General features: G+C 72.8%; 10 protein-coding genes and 4 pseudogenes. 6 read left to right on the plus strand and 8 right to left on the minus strand.

The genetic code is table 11. From position 1 onward, the window contains the following. Positions 1-46: 46 nt before the first annotated feature. On the minus strand, positions 47-682 hold the full coding sequence (locus tag WJ438_RS25325; RefSeq protein WP_406727278.1) for an Rv3235 family protein: 636 nt from the start codon (positions 680-682) through the stop codon (positions 47-49). Between the two features lie 350 nt (positions 683-1,032). Here WJ438_RS25325 and WJ438_RS25330 point away from each other — a divergent pair, with 350 nt between their 5' ends. The 4 genes and pseudogenes from WJ438_RS25330 to WJ438_RS25345 all read left to right on the plus strand — a co-directional run bounded on the left by WJ438_RS25330 (position 1,033) and on the right by WJ438_RS25345 (position 9,455). Further along, positions 1,033-1,533, plus strand: a complete 501-nt coding sequence (locus WJ438_RS25330; RefSeq protein WP_406727279.1) for a DUF6912 family protein — start codon at positions 1,033-1,035, stop codon at positions 1,531-1,533. A gap of 47 nt (positions 1,534-1,580) precedes the next feature. Further along, the gene (locus WJ438_RS25335) at positions 1,581-2,246 is read left to right on the plus strand and encodes an HAD family hydrolase (protein ID WP_406727280.1); all 666 of its coding nucleotides are present in this window, start codon (positions 1,581-1,583) and stop codon (positions 2,244-2,246) included. 471 nt (positions 2,247-2,717) lie between these two features. Then, on the plus strand, positions 2,718-7,646 hold the full coding sequence (locus WJ438_RS25340; protein ID WP_406727281.1) for an NAD-glutamate dehydrogenase: 4,929 nt from the start codon (positions 2,718-2,720) through the stop codon (positions 7,644-7,646). A gap of 317 nt (positions 7,647-7,963) precedes the next feature. Beyond that, positions 7,964-9,455, plus strand: a pseudogene (locus WJ438_RS25345) (hypothetical protein). On the opposite strand, the gene WJ438_RS25350 reads toward WJ438_RS25345, so the two are convergent. From WJ438_RS25350 to WJ438_RS25365, 4 genes and pseudogenes are all read right to left on the minus strand, one after another. Further along, positions 9,440-11,086: a glycosyltransferase family 2 protein gene (locus WJ438_RS25350; RefSeq protein ID WP_406727282.1), complete on the minus strand. Its 1,647-nt coding sequence runs from the start codon at positions 11,084-11,086 to the stop codon at positions 9,440-9,442. The pseudogene WJ438_RS25345 and the gene WJ438_RS25350 sit on opposite strands and share 16 nt — an antisense overlap. A gap of 31 nt (positions 11,087-11,117) precedes the next feature. Continuing rightward, positions 11,118-13,367, minus strand: a complete 2,250-nt coding sequence (locus WJ438_RS25355) for a CDP-glycerol glycerophosphotransferase family protein (RefSeq protein WP_406727283.1) — start codon at positions 13,365-13,367, stop codon at positions 11,118-11,120. Positions 13,368-13,466: 99 nt separating this feature from the next. Then, complete coding sequence (locus tag WJ438_RS25360; RefSeq protein ID WP_406727284.1) at positions 13,467-14,354, minus strand: ABC transporter ATP-binding protein; 888 nt, start codon at positions 14,352-14,354, stop codon at positions 13,467-13,469. Next, a pseudogene (locus WJ438_RS25365) lies at positions 14,347-15,277 on the minus strand (ABC transporter permease). The gene WJ438_RS25360 and the pseudogene WJ438_RS25365 overlap by 8 nt, the downstream one beginning before the upstream one ends. Positions 15,278-15,540: 263 nt before the next feature. On the opposite strand from WJ438_RS25365, the pseudogene WJ438_RS25370 reads away from it, so the two are divergent. Then, positions 15,541-16,168: pseudogene (locus tag WJ438_RS25370) on the plus strand (TetR/AcrR family transcriptional regulator). A gap of 10 nt (positions 16,169-16,178) precedes the next feature. Here the strand turns inward: WJ438_RS25370 and galE are convergent. The 3 genes and pseudogenes from galE to WJ438_RS25385 form a co-directional block, all read right to left on the minus strand. Next, the gene (galE, locus tag WJ438_RS25375; protein WP_406727285.1) at positions 16,179-17,159 is read right to left on the minus strand and encodes a UDP-glucose 4-epimerase GalE; all 981 of its coding nucleotides are present in this window, start codon (positions 17,157-17,159) and stop codon (positions 16,179-16,181) included. Between the two features lie 66 nt (positions 17,160-17,225). After that, positions 17,226-18,847: pseudogene (locus WJ438_RS25380) on the minus strand (glycosyltransferase family 2 protein). An 87-nt stretch (positions 18,848-18,934) separates the two neighbouring features. Beyond that, positions 18,935-19,462 (minus strand): MarR family winged helix-turn-helix transcriptional regulator, encoded by a 528-nt coding sequence (locus tag WJ438_RS25385; protein WP_406727286.1) that lies wholly within the window; start codon positions 19,460-19,462, stop codon positions 18,935-18,937. A 136-nt stretch (positions 19,463-19,598) separates the two neighbouring features. On the opposite strand from WJ438_RS25385, the gene WJ438_RS25390 reads away from it, so the two are divergent. Next, positions 19,599-20,012, plus strand: coding sequence for an organic hydroperoxide resistance protein (locus WJ438_RS25390; protein WP_406727287.1), 414 nt, complete (start codon positions 19,599-19,601; stop codon positions 20,010-20,012). Positions 20,013-20,122: the final 110 nt, after the last annotated feature.

Genomic DNA, 20,122 nt, shown 5'->3' on the forward strand with positions numbered 1-20,122 from the left:
GCAGGCGGAGGGCCGGGCAACCCCAAGGTTGCCCGGCCCTTTGGCGTCAGCGGTCGTGGGGGCGGGGCGGGCGGGTGCCGCCCAGTTCCACGGCGGTGCAGCGCCAGCGCAGGTCCTGGCCCTGCTCCAGGCGGAAGGCCATGGCCCGCAGCCGGTCGCCGGCACCGATCCGGGCGAACACCTCGAGCGCGCCCTCGCGGGGGACGTAGTAGCCGATGTCCCGCACCACCGGGCGAGTGCCACGGGTGCGCAGCGGACCGCGTTCGGCGAGGTCCGCCAGTTCGTCGTAGGCGCGGCCCGCGGTGTGCCGGAGCATCGAGTGGACAGGCCGCTGACCGCTCAGGACGGCGAGCAGCAGCTCGGCGAAGCGGTCGGTGGGGCGGGGCTGCGGCGGCCGAGGACGCCGGAGCGCGGAGGCCGGGAGGGCCGGACGCCGTCGGAGCGGGGTGGTGGTCGTGGCCCTGGCCGTCGTCGTGAAGGACGGCGGGCGGTGGTCGGCGGGACGCGTGGACGCGGCGGCGGGCGTGGGAGAGGGACGGCCCCCGCCGGGGGACGGGGCGAGGGCGGTGCCTCCCGCGGGGGTGCGCGGCGGGACGGTGCCGCCGGTGGGGCGGCGCGTGTCACGGCGGCCGGGAGGACGGGTGCCGGTGCGGTGCTGAGCCTTGGTCATGACTTTGTTCATGGGACCCCGTTCGACGGGCCGGGAGTCGCCGCCGACCGGGGGATCGAGGCGATACCGGGCAGTAACTTCGTGGTTGGGGATCTTGTACGGGGCGGCGGAGTGCGGCGGCAAGGCGCCGTGAGCCGTGTCGGGACGGCCGCGGAATTCACTTATCCGAGTGAACGACGGTTCGTCGGCCCCGTACCGGAGCGGGCGCACCGGGTGAATCCCGGGCTCGGGGTGGACGCGGCCGAGGGGGTGGGCAGGGACCCGATGGGGGACGCCCGCACGTATCCTGAAGGCCCAGCCGGCCGGGTGCGACCACCCTTCGACGGAGCGCCGGCGGACCTCCGAGCAGGAAAGCGGCCGACATGCGCGTCTACGTCCCCCTCACCCTCCCGGGTCTCGCCGAGGCGTACCGGACGGGTGAGCTGGGCGCGGGACCGTTCGCCGCCTACGGTGTGACGCCCGCGCTGCGCGAGTGGTACCGCTCCGACGACATCGAGGAGCTGGAGTACGCGGCGCTGGGCGGTGCCGCGCTGGCCTCGCTGCGGCTGCTGGCGGCGGACGCCGGCGCCCCGCGGCGCCGGGTCGTGGTCGCCGTGGACGTGCCCGACCGGGCGGCCTCGGCCGATCCGGCCCCCGGCCCCGGTGCGGTGCGGGTCGACGGGCCCGTCCGGCTGGACAGGGCGGCGGCGGTGCATGTGGACGCTCAGGACGCCGAGGCGGACGTGGCGTCGGCCGCGGACGCGCTGCCGGCCGCGGACGGCGGGGACGCGAAGGCCCAGTCCGCCGTGGACGGGGCGGAGGACCACGAACTGCTCTGGTACGCCACGCAGGAGATCCCGAACCTGCTGGGCCCCGCGGCCTAGGTCTGTCGGCAGCCCGCTTGTCAGTGCCGGCGGGTATTTTTTCCTCCATGGGGATGCACACGGACGCGCACATCGTCTGGGACTGGAACGGCACGCTGTTCCACGACGTCGACGCGGTCATCGGGGCGACGAACGCGGCCTTCGCCGAGCTGGGGCTGGAGCCGCTCACGCTGGAGCGGTACCGGGAGCTGTACTGCGTGCCGGTGCCGAAGTTCTACGAGCGGCTGATGGGGCGGCTGCCGAGCGGGGCCGAGTGGGAGCTGATGGACGCGACCTTCCACCGCTACTACTCCGAGCACCGGGTGCGGTGCGCGCTCGCCGAGGGCGTGGCCGAGCTGCTGGCGCGCTGGTCGGCGGCGGGGCGCAGTCAGTCGATCCTCAGCATGTACGGGCACGATGACCTCGTGCCGCTGGTCCGGGGCTTCGGCATCGAGTCGCACTTCATACGCGTCGACGGGCGGGCCGGGCCGTCCGGCGGAGGCAAGTCGGAGCACATGGTGCGCCACCTCGGCGCGCTGACCGGCGTCGACCCGACGCACACCGTGGTGATCGGGGACGCCGCCGACGACGCGCTGGCCGCCCGGCACGTGGGGGCGGGAGCCGTGCTCTACACCGGCGGCTCGCACAGCCGGGCCAGCCTCGAAGCGGTGGGGGTGCCGGTGGTGGACACACTGGCGGAGGCCGTCGTGGAAGCGGAACGCCTGGCCGGCTGAACACCGGGCATCGCGCACTCAGCACTGAGCACCGCGGGCGCGCACTGTGCGGAACGTCCAAGTTCCACCCCGTGTTTTGTACACATACGGCTCATGACGGGCCCCCTGTGGGGAGAGATAGCCTGGGTGGCGTGATCAGCGCGATATCTCGCGGGGGCCTCACCGTCTCCGCCGTGCGCCCGGAGAGCACGGACGACATCCGTGGCCGGGCGGCGCTCGCTGGTCCTCGCGGGCGGGAAGGGACCCGAAGGGGCCCCGGGACGCGCGGCACTCCCCGGGTACGGACGCGACGGAGAGCGGCGTCACACCGGACGGGCGCGTCGAAGTTGGCAGAGAAGCCCCCGTTCGTCTCATCTTGCGGCATAGCGTCGGAACGGACCGGACACCCCGCGTCGTATCGCCGCACCGCAAGCGCGGAGACCGTACTTCCTTCTACGTCACGCAATGGCGCGCGACAGGAGTCAGAGGACAATGCAGACCAAGCTGGACGAAGCAAAGGCCGAGCTGCTCGAAAAGGCCGCCCGGGTAGCTGAGAACAGCCCGGCCGGCGGGAAACTGCCGACCGGGACGACGGACAAGGGCAAGCCCGACCGGGACACCGTGCTCGCGTTCCTCCAGCGCTACTACCTGCACACCGCCCCGGAGGACCTCGTCGGCCGCGACCCGGTCGACATCTTCGGAGCAGCCGTCTCGCACTTCCGGCTGGCCGAGAACCGCCCCCAGGGCACGGCCAACGTCAAGGTCCACACCCCGGTCGTCGAGGAGAACGGCTGGACCTGCAGCCACTCCGTCGTCGAGGTGGTCACCGACGACATGCCCTTCCTCGTCGACTCCGTCACCAACGAGCTGACCCGTCAGGGCCGGGGCATCCACGTCGTCATCCACCCGCAGATCGTGGTCCGCCGTGATCTCACCGGGCAGCTGATCGAGGTGCTCGCCACCCCGCCCGCTGACGACCTCCCGCACGACGCCCACATCGAGTCCTGGATCCACGTCGAGATCGACCGCGAGACCGACCGCGGCGACCTCAAGCAGATCACCATCGACCTGCTGCGTGTCCTGTCCGACGTCCGCGAGGCCGTCGAGGACTGGGGCAAGATGCGGCAGGCCGCCACCGAACTGGCCGAGGGGCTGCTCGCCGAACCCGTTCCCGGGGACGTGTCCGGGCAGCAGGTCGAGGAGGCCCGGGAGCTGCTGCGCTGGCTCGCCGACGACCACTTCACCTTCCTCGGCTACCGCGAGTACCAGCTGCGCGACGGCGACTCTCTCGGCGCCCTCCCCGGCACCGGTCTGGGCATCCTGCGTGCCGACCCGCACCACGCCACCGCGGAGGGTCATCCGGTCAGCCCGTCCTTCGAGCGGCTGCCCGCCGACGTCCGTGCCAAGGCGCGCGAGCACAAGCTGCTCGTGCTGACCAAGGCCAACAGCCGGGCCACCGTGCACCGGCCGTCGTACCTGGACTACATCGGCGTCAAGAAGTTCGACGCGGACGGCAACGTCGTCGGTGAGCGCCGCTTCCTCGGACTGTTCTCCTCCGCCGCCTACACCGAGTCCGTCCGCCGGGTCCCGGTGATCCGCCGCAAGGTCGAGGAGGTCCTCGAGCAGGCCGGCTTCTCGCCGCACAGCCACGACGGGCGCGACCTGCTGCAGATCCTGGAGACCTACCCGCGCGACGAGCTGTTCCAGACCCCGGTCGGCGAGCTCCAGGCCATCGCCACCTCGGTGCTCTACCTCCAGGAGCGCCGCCGCCTGCGGCTCTACCTGCGTCAGGACGAGTACGGGCGCTACTACTCCGCCCTCGTCTACCTCCCGCGCGACCGCTACACCACCGGGGTGCGGCTGAGGATCATCGACATCCTCAAGGAGGAGCTCGGCGGCATCAGCGTCGACTTCACCGCCTGGAACACCGAGTCGATCCTCTCCCGGCTGCACTTCGTGGTCCGCGTCCCGCAGGGCACCGAGCTGCTCCAGCTGTCCGACACCGACAAGGAGCGCATCGAGGCCCGCCTGGTCGAGGCCGCCCGCTCCTGGGCCGACGGCTTCGGCGAGGCGCTGACCGCCGAGCTGGGCGAGGAGCGCGCCGCCGAACTGCTGCGCCGCTACGCGGGCGCCTTCGCCGAGGGCTACAAGGCCGACCACACCCCGCGCAGTGCTGTCGCCGACCTCGTCCGGCTGGAACAGCTCGACGAGGAGAAGGACTTCGAGCTCAGTCTGTACGAGCCGGTGGGCGCGGCCCCCGAGGAGCGCCGCTTCAAGATCTACCGCCAGGGCGAGGCCATCTCCCTGTCCGCCGTGCTGCCCGTGCTCCAGCGGCTCGGCGTCGAGGTCGTCGACGAGCGGCCCTACGAGCTGCGCCGCGCCGACCGCAGCGTCGCCTGGATCTACGACTTCGGGCTGCGGATGCCCGAGGCGTCCGGCGGCGCCGACCACCTCGGTGACGACGCCCGTGAGCGGTTCCAGGACGCCTTCGCCGCGACCTGGACCGGCAAGGCGGAGAACGACGGCTTCAACGCCCTCGTGCTGAGCGCCGGGCTGGACTGGCGGCAGGCGACGGTGCTGCGCGCGTACGCCAAGTACCTGCGCCAGGCCGGCTCCACGTTCAGCCAGGACTACATGGAGGACACCCTCCGCAACAACGTCCACACCACTCGGCTGCTCGTCTCCCTGTTCGAGGCGCGGATGTCGCCGGAGCGGCAGGAAGCCGGGTTCGAGCTGGTGGACGCCCTGCTGGAGGAGGTCGACGCCGCCCTCGACCAGGTCGCCTCGCTCGACGAGGACCGCATCCTGCGCTCCTTCCTCACCGTGATCAAGGCGACGCTGCGCACCAACTTCTTCCAGGGGGCGAGTGACGGCCGCCCGCGCGACTACATCTCCATGAAGTTCGACCCGCAGGCCATGCCCGACCTGCCGGCACCGCGGCCGGCGTTCGAGATCTGGGTGTACTCGCCGCGCGTCGAGGGCGTGCACATGCGCTACGGCAAGGTAGCGCGCGGCGGCCTGCGCTGGTCGGACCGCCGGGAGGACTTCCGCACCGAGATCCTCGGCCTGGTCAAGGCACAGATGGTGAAGAACACCGTCATCGTGCCGGTCGGCGCCAAGGGCGGTTTCGTCGCCAAGCAGCTGCCCGACCCGTCCGTGGACCGTGACGCCTGGATGGCCGAGGGCGTCGCCTCCTACAAGACGTTCATCTCGGCGCTGCTCGACATCACCGACAACATGGTGGCCGGCCAGGTCGTGCCCCCGGTGGACGTCGTCCGGCACGACGGGGACGACACCTATCTCGTCGTCGCGGCCGACAAGGGCACCGCGCGGTTCTCGGACATCGCCAACGAGGTCGCCGAGTCCTACGGCTTCTGGCTCGGCGACGCCTTCGCCTCCGGCGGCAGCGCCGGGTACGACCACAAGGGCATGGGCATCACCGCCCGGGGCGCCTGGGAGTCCGTCAAGCGGCACTTCCGGGAGCTGGGTGTGGACACCCAGAGCCAGGACTTCACGGTCGTCGGTATCGGCGACATGTCCGGTGACGTGTTCGGCAACGGCATGCTGCGGAGCGAACACATCCGGCTGGTCGCCGCCTTCGACCACCGGCACATCTTCATCGACCCGAACCCGGACGCGGCCGTCTCCTACGCCGAGCGCCGCCGCCTGTTCGACCTGCCGCGCAGCTCCTGGGCGGACTACAACACCGACCTGCTGTCGGCCGGCGGCGGGGTGTTCCCGCGCAGTGCCAAGTCCATCCCGGTCAACGCCCAGATCCGCGAGGCCCTCGGCCTCGACGAAAGCGTCACCAAGGCGACCCCGGCCGACCTGATGAAGGCGATCCTCAAGGCGCCGGTGGACCTGCTGTGGAACGGCGGCATCGGTACGTACGTCAAGGCGTCCACCGAGTCCAACGCGGACGTCGGCGACAAGGCCAACGACGCGATCCGGGTCGACGGCAAGGACCTGCGGGCCGCCGTCGTCGGCGAGGGCGGCAACCTGGGCATGACCCAGCTCGGCCGGATCGAGTGCGCGCTGCACGGCGGTCGACTCAACACCGACGCCATCGACAACAGCGCGGGAGTGGACACCTCCGACCACGAGGTGAACATCAAGATCCTGCTCAACGGCCTGGTCGCGGACGGCGACATGACGGTCAAGCAGCGCAACAAGCTGCTCGCCTCGATGACCGACGAGGTCGGCCGCATGGTGTTGCGCACCAACTACGCGCAGAACACCGCCATCGCCAACGCCCTGGCCCAGTCCAAGGACATGCTCCACGCCCAGCAGCGCTTCCTGAAGCACCTGGTGCGCGAGGGGCAGCTCGACCGGGCCCTGGAGTTCCTGCCCACCGACCGCCAGATCCGCGAGCGGCTGGCCGCCGGGCAGGGCCTGACCGGCCCGGAGACGGCCGTCCTGATGGCGTACACGAAGATCACGGTCGCCGAGGAGCTGCTGGGCACCTCGCTGCCCGACGACCCGTACCTCAAGACCCTGCTGCACGCGTACTTCCCGACCCCGCTGCGCGAGCAGTTCCCCGACCGGATCGACGGCCACCCGCTGCGCCGCGAGATCATCACGACCGTCCTGGTCAACGACACGGTCAACACGGGCGGTACGACGTACCTGCACCGGATGCGCGAGGAGACGGGCGCGTCGCTGGAGGAGATCGTCCGGGCCCAGACCGTGGCCCGCGCGATCTTCCGTTCCGCCCTGGTGTGGGACGGCGTCGAGGAGCTCGACAACAAGGTCGCCGCGGACGTCCAGACCCGGATCCGGCTGCACTCGCGGCGGCTGGTGGAGCGCGGCACGCGCTGGCTGCTCAACAACCGGCCGCAGCCGCTGGAGCTCGAGGAGACGGTGGCGTTCTTCGCCGAGCGCGTCGAGCAGGTCTGGTCGCAGCTGCCCAAGCTGCTGCGCGGCGCGGACCTGGAGTGGTTCCAGAAGATCTACGACGAGCTGACGGGTGCCGGCGTTCCCGGCGAACTCGCCACCCGCGTGGCGGGCTTCTCCTCCGCGTTCGCGGCAATCGACATCGTCTCGGTGGCCGACCGCATGGGCAAGGAGCCGCTGGACGTCGCCGAGGTGTACTACGACCTCGCCGACCGGCTGTCCATCACCCAGCTGATGGACAGGATCAGCGAGCTGCCCCGCAACGACCGCTGGCAGTCCATGGCCCGCGCGGCGATCCGCGAGGACCTGTACGCCGCGCACGCGGCGGTGACGGCCGAGGTGCTGGCGGCGGGCAACGGCACGGCGACACCGCAGCAGCGGTTCCAGGCGTGGGAGGCGAAGAACGAGGCCATCCTCGGCCGGGCCCGCACCACCCTGGAGGAGATCCGCAGCTCGGAGACGTTCGACCTGGCCAACCTGTCCGTGGCGATGCGGACGATGCGGACGCTGCTGCGCACGCACTCGTAGGCCACGGCGCCGACGCGGCAGCGGCACAGTACTGACGCCACAGGGGTGCCCCGGACACGACGGTCCGGGCACCCCTGCGGCGCGCCGGGGTGCCCCGGAGCCGGTGTGGTGTTAAGGCTCTGAGAGTGACCGCCCGTCCTGTCCGTGCCGGCCGTTCTGCCGGTACCCGCTCCGCCCCGCCCGGGAGGACCGGCAGGCCGCGTGCCGCGCCCCGGCCGGCGGACATCGCCCGGCCCGCCGTTCAGGTCGCCGCCGGGCTGACCCTGGTCCTGCTGGCCGCGGTGATCGTCCGGCTTCCGTGGGCCGGTGACCTCGGCATGCACGCGGCGACCCTGCAACGTCTGCGGCACGACCTGGCCGACCCCGGCAACCCCCTGGTCGACGCGGGCACGGAGAGCCCGTACTACTCGCCGTGGACCGTGCTGCTCGGCGGCCTCACCCGGATGACGGGGCTGCCGGTCTTCGCCGTGCTGCGGCTCGCCGCCCTGGCCGGACTCGCGCTGCTGGTGACGGGCGTAGGGCGCTACGTGCGGGCCCTGACCGCACGCGGGGCCGGAGCCGGCCCGCGCAGGGGACCGGGCCCCGCCCCGCGCACGGAACCGCGAGCCGGCCCGCGCAGGGGACCGGGCCCCGCCCCGCGCACGGAACCGCGAGCCGGGCCGCGCACGGGCCGGGGCAGCGGGCCGTCCTCGCGCTCGCCCTGCTGAGTCTGCTGTTCCTGTGGGGCCCGAGCCCGTTCCTGTGGAGCGGCTTCCCGGGGTTGCACTCGCTCGCGCTGACGGTGGCCTACCCGAGCACCTTCACCCTCGGCCTCGCCTTCCACCTCTGGGCCTGGCTGACGGCCGCGCTGCGCCGCCGGGCCGGGTGGGGAGCGTGGGCGGGGCTGGGAACCCTGTGGGCGGTGATCCTGCTGTGCCACCAGTTCTCCGGAGTCGTGGCCACGGTCGGCGCGCTCGCCACGGTGCTGTCGGCACGGCCCGTGCGGCCGCCGCGGGCGGTGTGGCCGGGGCTCGGCGCCGGGCTGCTGCTGGGCGTACTCGTGCTGTGGGCCTGGCCGTACTACGACTTCTTCGCGCTACTGGGCGCCGGCGCCGAACTGGAGTCGGTGCACCGGGAGCTGTACCGGGACCTGCCGGCCCGGTTCGGGCTGGTACCGCTCGGCGTGGCCGCGCTGGCCGTGCGGTGGCGGCGCGACCGGTGGGATCCGCTGGTGCTGTTCTTCGCGCTGGGCGCGCTGGTCTTCGCGGCGGGATGGCTGAGCGGCCACCACGCGTGGGGGCGCGCACTGCCCGCCCTGCTGATCCCGGCGCAGCTCGCGGCCGCCCTGGAGGTGTTCGGGCGGGCCGGCGCGTGCTGCGCGCCGGGTGGGCCGCCGTCCTGACCGGTGCGCTGGCCCTCGGCGCGTGGGCGCAGGCGGGAGCGGCGGGCTATGTCGTTCCGCGCGACGCGCTGCCCCGGGCGGTCGAGGCCAGGTACCGGGAGCCGTGGACGGGGTACCACTGGATGACACCGTGGGTGAAGTACGGGGACGTCGTCATGGCCGAGACGAAGCAGGCCCGCCGGATTCCCGCGTACGGGCCCTACACGGTCGCCCCCGGCTACCCCGACTTCTTCCTGCCGGACGAGGAGCGCAGGGCGGCGGACACGGAGGAGTACTTCGCGCCGCGCACGCCGGAGCGTGTGCGCCGGGGCATCGAGCGGGCGTACGAGGTGCGGTGGGTGGTGGACACGACGGGGACGCTGCACGACACCGGGCTGCGGGCCGTGACACGGGGACCGGAGGGCCAGACGCTCTACGCGGTGCGCTGACCCCGCGCCTCACGCCACAGCACGTTCGCCACCGGGCGGGCCAGGCGCCGTACCGTCGGGCGTGTCACCCGGGCCGCCACCCCCACGGGTTCCCAGCGGATCTGCAGGCGGCCCGCGCCGTGGCCCTCCGGTTCGACGGTGACGCGGTGCGGGGCCGCCCCGGAGCGGTACGGGACACGGGCGGTGAACGAGGGGAAGGCCAGGGGTGCCAGGAGGACGCCCGCGTTGCCCTGCCCCCGGTGGGTGAGGCGGAGCAGCGGATGGCGCACCCCGGCGAACCCGCTCACCGGGAGGGAGGCGGCCGCCAGGTCGAGACCGACGCGGCCCTCGAAGACACCGGGACGGACGGGGCAGAGGCGGAAGGGCACGGTGAGGCGGCGCCGTCCGGGAGAGAGGAGGAGGGTCGCGCGCTGCGGGCCGAGCGGGAGGCGCAGCGCCGGATCGTAGGTGCGCACCGTCAGTTCGACCGAGGCGCCGGGACCTTGGGCGATTTCCGTGATCTCGTGGCGGAACTGGGCGGTGGGGAAGGGGCGGGTGTCCGGTTCCAGGTCGGAGAGGTCCAGTTCGGCGCGGGCGGCGGCGGACGCGGGGACCCGGTCGCCCCAGTAGGCGCGGCCGTCCGGGCCCACGGTCAGCTGCCTCGGGGCGATGTCGTGGCCCAGGCCGCGGGCCGCCTGCCGGACCTCGGACAGGCGTCGGTCACGGAGCAACTGGAGGACGACCCGTTCGGCGCGCGGGAGGCGGGCGTACGCGCTGTGCGACAGCGTCTCCAGGTACGGGTTCATCAGGTCCGCGAAGCCCGCGAGCCACTCCTCGTCCCGGTGGGGCAGGTCGCCCGTGTACATCCGGACGTCGTGCTTGAGGAACTTGTGGTCCTTGTCCGCACGCAGCGACGCGTGCCCGCTCTCGGCGAGGAAGGCGTCGATGAGGCGCTGGACGCGCACGCGGTCGCGGACGTTGTCCAGCTTGTGCCGCTGGTTGGAGATGGACGCCGAGTCCGGGGCGGCGTAGGGCGATATGTACCAGAGGTACACCGGTTCCGGGACGATCGTGAACGTCTTCGCCAGGCAGTACGCCTGCGCCGAGAACAACTGGTCCTCGTAGTGGATGCCCTCGGGGAAACGCAGGTCGTGCCGGTCGAGGAAGGCCCGGGAGTACATCTTGCCGGTCGACAGGTGCTCGAAGAACAGCCGCGGATCGGCCTCGATGCCGTCCAGGGTGCGGCGCTCGCGCACCAGATGCGGCATCCAGGTGGAGCGGTGGCCGGTGTCGGTGCGGACGCGTCGTACCGCGCCCATCGCGAAGTCGATGTCCCGTTCGCGGTGTGCGGCGAGCAGCAACGCGACGGCGTTCGCGGGGAGTTCGTCGTCGCTGTCGAGGAACATCAGATACGGCGCGCGGGCGGTCTCCAGGGCGCGGTTGCGGGGCGCGCTGCAGCCGCCGCTGTTGTACGGCAGGCGCAGATACCGGATACGCGGGTCCCCGGCCGCCAACCGTCGTGCCACCTGGGGGGTTTCGTCCGTCGAGTGGTCGTCGCTGATGACGATCTCGAGAGCGCGGTGGGTCTGCCGGCGGACCGACTCGACCGCGCGGGGGAGGCGTTCGGCGTCGTTGTGGACGATGACCGTCACGGTGACGTCGGGTGCGGCGGGGGTGGTCTCCTCACGGGCTCGCCTCCTCGGGGCTGGGCGCCGGGGTGCGCTCCTCCAGGGGCAGCACCGGCGGCAGCGACTCCTCGTCCTGGCCGAGGAAGATCCGGCGTACGACGCGTTCGGCGGCGCGGCCGTCGTCGTACTCGCAGAACCGGCGCCGGAAGACGGCCCGCGCCTTCGCCGCGCTCGCGTCGTGCCAGGCGTCGGTGGTGAGGATCTCGGTCAGCTCCTCCTGGGTGCGGGCCACCGGGCCCGGCGCCTCGGCCGTCAGGTCGAAGTAGACGCCGCGCGTCTCCCGGTAGACGTCCCAGTCGTCGGCGTGGACCACCAGGGGGCGGTCCAGGTTGGCGTAGTCGAACATGATCGACGAGTAGTCGGTGACCAGCAGGTCGGCGGCCAGACACAGGTCCTCGACCGGGTCGTAGGACGAAACATCAACGAGGCGGCCGCCGCGCCGCAGTGCGGTGAGCGGGGACGCGGGCCCGTCGTAGAAGTAGTGGCCGCGCACCAGCAGGACGGTGTCCTCGCCGAGGCGGTCGGCGAGCGCGGCCAGGTCCAGGTGCGGGACCCAGCCGGTCTCGTAGTCGCGGTGCGTGGGCGCGTACAGCACGGCCCGGCGGCCGGGGGCGATGCCGAGGCGTTCGCGGATCGCGCGGATGTCGTCGGCGCCGGCCGTGTAGTAGACGTCGTTGCGCGGATAGCCGTAGTCGAGCGAGACGTGGCGGGACGGGTACGCCCGCTGCCACATGCGGGTGGTGTGGCTGTTGGCGGAGAGGCTGTAGTCCCACTTGTCGACGCGCTCCAGCAGCGCCTGGAAGTCCAGGCCCCGGGCGGCGGCCGGGAACGGCATCTGGTCCACGCCCATGCGCTTGAGCGGGGTGCCGTGATGCGTCTGCAGGTGGACGGCGTCGGGGCGTTTGACCACCGCGTCCGGGAAGTTGACGTTGTTGACGAGGTACTTCGCGGTGGCGAGTACCTCCCCGTAGCGGCGGGTGCCGGGCACCACATGGTCCGTGCCGGGCGGGAGCAGGGCGGCGTGGTGAGCGGTCACCACCCACACCGGGCGGATCCACGGGGCGAGTTCGGCGAGCTTGGCGGCGATCGCGGCCGGGTTGCAGGCGACACCGCGGTTCCAGTACGCCGTGAACACCGCCAGGTCCGGGTCGACGGGGTGGCGCAGGGCCCGGCGGTAGTGGTGGTCGCGGAGCAGGGTGCCGAGCTGCCGCTTGCCGGTGCGCGCCGCGGATCCCGCGGTGCGGCGGGCGCGGTTGGCGGCCTGGAGGGCGCGGTACCTGGTGTAGGCGCCCTCCTCGAGCAGCGAGCGCCGGACGCCCTCCAGGCCGGCTGGGCGCCGGTGGCCCTCGGGGCGGTGGCGTACGGCGGCCAGCGAGGCGCGGCGGAAGAACTCCCGGGCGACCTGGTCGGGCATGCCGCCGCGGACGAAGGTGCGCAGACAGTCACCGACCATGATCTCGTACAGCACACCGTGGACGGCGGGGCGGTCACGGGCGAGGCCCAGGAGGGCTTCGTAGTGCTCGACGAGGGCGTAGCGCTGCTCGGGGGTGACCGGTGGGAGAGCGGCGGGACGCAGCCGCCGGTCCTCGTAGGCGATGCGGGGCAGACAGGCGACGCGGTCGGCGAGCAGGAGGGCGGCGCGGGCGGCGTACGGTTCGTCGACCGTGGTGCCGTCCGTGGTGCCGGCCGCCGCGGTGAGCCGGGTGTGATGGGTCCGCCAGAAGGCGGCGCGCAGGACGTGGGTGCCGAGCAGCGGGGTGAGGCGCAGCAGGCGCGCGCAGTCGTCGAGGGCGAGGCCGGCGCGGCCCGCGCGGACGAGCAGGGGGCCGTCGGGGGAGGGCAGGCCGGAGCTGAGCCAGGTGCTGCGGACGTGGTCCAGGAGCAGGACGTCCACGGTGTCGGGGAGCCTGGCGAGGTGCTCGGCGACCGTACGCGGACCGCCGGGCGGCAGGCCGTCCTTGGCGTGGACGAAGTGCAGCCAGCGGCCGGTGGCGCGGGCCGCCCCCGCCGTTCTGGCCGCCGCGTCGGACGTGCCGCCGGGCAGGGGCAGCACCTGGACGTCGGGGGTGTGCCGCTCGGCGGTCTCCCGGGCCCAGTCGCCGACGGCGGCGACGATGACCTCGACGTCCGGGGAGGGAGAGGCTTCAAAGGCGGCGGGGGAGTCGGGGGAGCAGAGGGAGTCGAGGAGGCCGGTCAGGTGGTCCTGGGTGTTCGGCCCGTGGACGATGACGCTGAGCTCGGGCATCTCGGGGCTCCTTCGTCTCGTCACCGATCCGGGCGTTCCCTTCGGTCATATTGGCATCAATACGGCGAAAGGGCTGCCCGGAGGCGGACGGGCGGCGCCTCACGAAGGAGCGGGGGCGGTCTCCGGCTCGGTCACCGTCGTGGGCTCGGTCGCGGCCTTCGGCTTGGGCCTGGGCTTCGGTTTGGGCTTGCGGGCCTTGTCCGGGCCGCCGGTGAACGCCTCGTACTCCTTGAGCACCTCGTCGGTCGGCCCGTCCAGGCGCAGCTCGCCGCGCTCCAGCCACAGGACGCGGTCGCAGGTGTCGCGGATCGACTTGTTGCTGTGGCTGACCAGGAACACCGTCCCGGCATGCTTGCGCAGCTCCCGGATGCGGCTCTCGGAGCGCTTCTGGAAGGAGCGGTCACCCGTGGCCAGCGCCTCGTCGATCATCAGGACGTCGTGGTCCTTGGCCGCCGCGATGGAGAAGCGCAGCCGGGCGGCCATGCCGGAGGAGTAGGTGCGCATCGGCAGGGTGATGAAGTCGCCCTTCTCGTTGATGCCGGAGAAGTCGACGATCTCCTGGTAACGCTCCCGGACCTGCTCGCGGGACATGCCCATGGCGAGCCCGCCGAGCATGACGTTGCGCTCGCCCGTCAGGTTGTTCATCAGGGCGGCGTTGACGCCGAGGAGGGAGGGCTGGCCGTCGGTGTAGATCCGGCCGTTCTCCACCGGGAGCAGTCCGGCGACGGCCTTGAGCAGGGTCGACTTGCCCGAGCCGTTGGAGCCGATGAGGCCGATGGCCTCACCCCGGTAGGCGACGAAGGACACGTTCCGCACCGCGTGCACCGTGCGCACGCCGGCCGCCTTCTCGGTCTTCCGGCGCCGCACGATGCGGTTGAGGGCGGCGGTGGCGGAGCCGCGTCCGGCGCCGGTGCCGTTGACCCGGTAGACGATGTCGACGCCGTCGGCGACGACAGTGGGGATCTTCTCGTCGGTGTTGTCAGCCACGGCCGTAGGTCTCCTCAGCCTTCCAGAAGTAGACGAAGCCGATCACACCGGCCAGCAGCGCCCAGCCGACCGCGCACGCCCATACGTGCGGGGGCAGGTACGAGGAGCCGTAGCCGTCGATCAGCGCGAAGCGGACCAGGTCCATGTAGACCGCGGCCGGGTTCCACTGCAGCACGTCGGTGAGCCAGCCGGGGACGTCCTTGTCGGCGAGCATCACCGGGATGCTGAACATGACGCCCGAGGCGTACATCCAGGTGCGCAGCACGAACGGCATCAGCTGGGCCAGGTCGGGCGTCCTGCTGCCCAGGCGCGCGAAGAGCAGCGCGAGTCCGGTGTTGAAGACGAACTGCAGCCCCAGCGCGGGGACCACCAGCAGCCAGGACAGGGCGGGCAGGCTGCCGAACGCCAGCACCACCACGACCAGGACCACCATCGAGAACAGCAGCTGCTGCAGCTGCTGCAGCGCGAAGGAGACGGGCAGCGCCGCCCGCGGGAAGTGCAGCGCCCGCACCAGGCCGAGGTTGCCGGAGATGGCGCGCACCCCGGCGAGCACCGAGCTCTGCGTGAAGGTGAACACGAACACGCCGGTCACCAGGAACGGGACGTAGATGTCGTGCGGGATGCCCCGGCGGGCGCCCAGCAGCAGACCGAAGATGAAGAAGTACACGGCCGCGTTCAGCAGCGGGGTGGCCACCTGCCACAGCTGGCCCAGCCTGGCCTGGCTGTACTGCGCGGTCAGCTTCGCCCGGGAGAAGGCGAGGATGAAGTGCCAGGCGCGCCCAGAGCTGGCGGACGTACTCGGTGAGCGACGGCCGGGCGCCGCTGACCGTCAGTCCGTGCTTGGCGGCGAGCGCCGGGAGGTCGTCCTCGACCGGGACCGGGCGGGCCGGTGTGGGAGGCGGTGTGTGGAGGGCCTGACTCACATCCGCTGCTTTCGGTAGGGGTGGGGGCGGGCGCTGCGATGCCGTGTTCCGTCCCGCCGGGTGTTTCCCCGCGCGTCTTCGTGCGTTCACTTACGTCGAGACGGCACCGTATCGTCGCAACGCGAGCGTAGGGGGAACGCACGTCGGAACGCAACCGTTTCGTCGCAACGGCTACGGGTGGGGCCGGCGTCGTCTGTGCCGGATCGGTGGACGTGCTGTCGTCAGAACGGGTCCGTATCGTCGTCGCGCCCTATGCTGGCCGCATGACGACCCACGCCGACGAGCCCCAGCCGCGTCCGCGCCGCAGGGCCCCCGCCGGGGCCGCCGTACTGCGGGAGGACGTGACGGAGGCCATCCGGGCGGCCGTCTTCGAGGAACTCGCGGCCGCCGGCTGACGCGCGGATGTCCATCGAAGGGATCGCGCGCCGCGCGGGCGTCGGCAAGACCGCGGTGTACCGCCGCTGGCGCTCCAAACTGCACCTGGTCCTCGACCTGGTCTCCGCGATCGCCGTGCAGGGGCTGCCCGCGCCGGACACCGGCTCCCTGGAGGGAGACCTGCGGCTGCTGTACGAGGTCACCTCACGCGCCCTGCGCCACCCCGTCGCCTCGCAGATCCTGCCCGACCTCCAGGCCGAGGCCGCCCGCAACCCCGACATCGCCGAGGCGCTGCAGAAGGCGCTGCGGGAGGGCCAGGACGGAGTCGCCAGGGGCGTCGTCACGGCGGCGCAGCAACGGGGCGAGGTGCGCCCCGGCATCGACCCCGCCCTGGCCCTCGACCTGATCTCCGGCCCCCTGTACTGGCGCTCGGTGGTCATCCGCAACCCGAAACTGCCGAAGAACTACCTGACCGCGCTCGCGCGCGCCACGACGGAGGCCCTCAAGGCGCTGTGAGCGGGCGCGGTCACGCCGACGGGTGGAGGCGGAGCCAGCCCGCCCAGGCCGAGGTGATCATGTCGTCGACGTCGTGGCGGGCCTTCCAGTCGAGTTCGGCGGCGGCGCGGTCGGCGGAGGCGACGACGCTCGCCGGGTCGCCGGGGCGGCGGGGGGCGACGGTGGGCGGCAGGTCGTGGCCGGTGAGGGCGTTGATGCGGTCGATCATGCCCCGGACGGAGACGCCCTCGCCGCGGCCGATGTTGAGGGTGAGGTCCCGGCCGGGGGTGGCGCGCAGGGCGCGCGCCGCGGCCACGTGGGCCTCGGCCAGGTCGACGACGTGGATGTAGTCGCGGACACAGGTGCCGTCCGGGGTCGGGTAGTCGTCGCCGAAGATGCGCGGGTGCGCCTGCTCGGTCAGCTTCTCGAAGACCATGGGGACGAGGTTGAAGACGCCCGTGTCGGCGAGTTCCGGGCTCGCGGCGCCCGCCACGTTGAAGTAGCGCAGGGAGGCCGTGGACAGCCCGGTGGCCCGGCCCGTCGCACGGACCAGCCACTCGCCGGCCAGCTTCGTCTCCCCGTAGGGGGACATCGGCGCGCAGGGGATGTCCTCGGTCACCAGTTCGGCGGCGGTGTCCGGCATTCCGTACACCGCCGCCGAGGACGAGAACACGAAGGACGACACGACGCCGGCCGCCGTCACCGCTTCCAGCAGGACGCGCAGGCCCTCGACGTTCTCCCGGTAGTAGTGCAGGGGCAGTTCCAGCGACTCGGCGACCTGCTTCTTCGCCGCCAGGTGGACGACGCCGGTGACCTCGTGGTCGGCGAGGGCGCGTGCCACCCGCTCGCCGTCCAGGGTCGAGCCGACCACCAGCGGCACTCCGTCCGGTACCCGGTCGGGGATGCCGGTGGACAGGTCGTCGTACACCACCGTCCGTTCGCCCGCCTCGGTCATCGCCCGTACGACGTGCGCCCCGATGTATCCGGCGCCGCCGGTGATCAACCAGGTCATGTGCGGACGTCCCCTCGTCGTTCGTTGGCCGTGGTGGGTGGTCGGTCCCCGCCGCTCTCCCGGATCTTAATGAAGCAGGCGCCACAGTCTCCCGCGGACGACCGAGACGGCGCCGCGTACACCGACCGCGACCCGCAGGGCCAGCGCGCCCGAGTGGGTGGCGTACGGCCGGACCAGCACCACGCCGTACCGGACGCTCGGCACCGCGCGGCGGCGCAGCAGACCGGGGCCCGCACACGCGTGCGCGGTGACCTCGCGGCTCGAGCCGTCTCCGAAGCGCACCCGCAGGCGCAGGTCCCAGGCGCCCGCGCCGAGCGCGGCCAGCCGCGCCGGCCGTACGGTCGTCTCCGCGGACCAGCCGCTCCCGGTCGCCGCCCGCAGCGGCACCGTGCACACCCTCTTGCCTCCGCCGTCCCGGTGCCGCCACTCGATCTCCAGCTCCGACGGGTGTGCCCGCTCCAGCAGGCCGTACAGCTCGTGCAGGTGCAGGCGCAGCCGGGTGGCACGCGCGCGGGGGCGCAGTTCCGCGTCGACGGCGAGCGGCAGCCGGGTCACGGGACGGCTCAGCAGGGGCTCCAGGGTGACCCCGGGCAGGTCGGCGGACCAGCAGGGCGTGCCGTCCGCCGCGCGGGTGTACGGCGGGCACAGCCGCGCCGGGCGGCCCGCCAGTTCCTGGAGGCGGGGCAGGTCGCGCGGTTCGGGGAGGCCAGCAGGACCCGCCCGATCAGCCTGCCGGGCGCGACCGGGTCGCGGGCCCAGTCGGCCACGTCGTACTCGGCGAGGAACGCGCGGGTGTGCGCCCACCACGCCTGCCGGTAGTCCTCGTCGTGCAGCCGCAGCTCCCGCACGTACATGCGCAGCTCGTGGTCGAGGAACTTGGCCCGCGCCGCCCGCGCCAGCTCCTTCTGGCCGGCGACCAGCAGGATCTCGTACGCCGTGCGGCACGCGCGCGTGCGGTCCCGCCAGTTTTCGATGCCCGCGCGGTCCAGCGAGATCGACAGCCGCCGGGCGGACCGGCGCACCTGCCAGACGTAGACCCGGTCCGGGACCAGGGCGACGCGCGGGGCGGCGGCCCACACGCGCGCGGTGAAGACGAAGTCCTCGTAGGGGAAGTGCCCTTCGGGGAAGCGGATGCCGTGCGCGCGCAGGAAGGCCGTCGCGTAGAGCTTGTTGACGCAGAGGGTGTCGTGCACCAGGCGGGGGCGCCGGGCAGGGTGCGCGAGCACCCTGGGCGTCGCGTACAGGCCGGGCTGCCACGGCGCCTCACGCCCCGACGGCAGTTCGCGGCGCACGCACAGACCGCCCGTGACGTCCGCGTCCGCCGCGTCCGCCGCGCCGAGGAGCGCGTTCACGGCACCGGCCGGGAGGATGTCGTCGCTGTCCAGGAACATCACGTACGGCGAGGTCGCCGCGTCGAGCCCGGTGTTGCGCGGGGCTCCGCAGCCGCCGCTGTTGGCGGGGTGCCGGATCACCCGGAGGCGGGGCTCGGTCCCGGCCAGCCGGGCGAGCAGGCCCGCGCTGCCGTCCGTCGAGCAGTCGTCGACGGCGACGACCTCACGCACGAGCGGCCCCTGCCCGAGCGCCGAGCGCACGGCGTCGGTCACATGGGGGGCGTCGTCGTGGCCGATCACGACGACGGTGACGCCGGTGGCGCCGACGGCGGCGGCCTGGGGGTGGTGAGGGTGCATGGCGCCCCCTGGGCTCGGCGACTGGTCACTGACCTTTTGCCCGTTAAGGGATGTTCCGTACCCTCCCCGCGTCCGCTGCGGCGGCCGTCAGGCGCCGTTCGCCGCCGCCGTGTCCAGTGCGGCGGTGAGCCGGTCGAGGCGGGCCCGCAGTGACTGGATCTCGTCGATCTCGAAGCCGGTCGCGGCGACGATCCGGCGCGGCACGTCCAGGGCCCGCTCGCGCAGGGCGGCGCCCTCCTCGGTGGGCCGCACCTCCACCGAGCGCTCGTCGCGCGCGCTGCGCTCCCTGCGCACCAGGCCGGCCGTTTCCAACCGTTTGAGCAGCGGGGAGAGGGTGCCGGAGTCGAGCCGCAGGTGTTCGCCGAGCTTCTTGACGGGCAGCGGGCCGTGCTCCCAGAGGGCCAGCATCACCAGGTACTGGGGGTAGGTGAGGCCGAGGTCCTTGAGGGCCACGCGATACACGCTGTTGAAGGCGCGCGAAGTGGCGTGCAGGGAGAAGCAGATCTGCCGGTCGAGGCGGAGCCAGTCGTCGGCGGACCCGGACGGCGGAGCGCCGACCGGATCCGTGGCCGGTGCCGGGAGGGGGGCCGGGGAGGGGTTCGGGGTCGGCGTCATGGCTCCAGGGTAGCTCTTTCGAGCCATTTGATTGCGCGCAATTTAATTGCGTGCTCTACTTGCGGTCGTGCGGTGGCCGGGCCCTCGAAGACAGAGGGCCGGCCGCCCGGTCACCACTCGAGAGGGAAGGTTTCCCATGGACGCGCTCTACACCGCTGTCGCCACCGCCACTCACGGCCGCGAGGGCCGCGCCGTCACCTCCGACGGCAAGATCGACCTCGGTCTCAGCGCCCCCGTGGAGCTGGGCGGCAGCGGCGAGGGCACCAACCCGGAGCAGCTGTTCGCCGCCGGTTACGCGGCCTGCTTCGGCAGCGCCCTCGGCCTGGTCGGCCGGGCGGCGAAGGTCGACGTCAGCGAGGCCGCGGTGACCGCCGAGGTCGGCATAGGCAAGCAGGGCGAGGGCTTCGCGCTCGCCGTGACGCTGCGCGTCGAGCTGCCCGACACCGTGGACGAGGAGACCGGCCGCAAGCTGGTCGAACAGGCCCACCAGGTCTGCCCCTACTCCCACGCCACCCGCGGCAACGTCCCGGTCGACCTCGTCATCGAGTGACCGAGTGGCCGAGCAGCCGACCGGGGCTCAGGCGGCGGAACCCCGGCCGGGTCGCCCCGAAGGCCGTCCGGAGGGCCGCCAGGTGGGTGGCCGGGTCGGAGCGGGCCGCG

Source organism: Streptomyces sp. GD-15H (genome assembly GCF_045291515.1).
GTDB lineage: Bacteria > Actinomycetota > Actinomycetes > Streptomycetales > Streptomycetaceae > Streptomyces.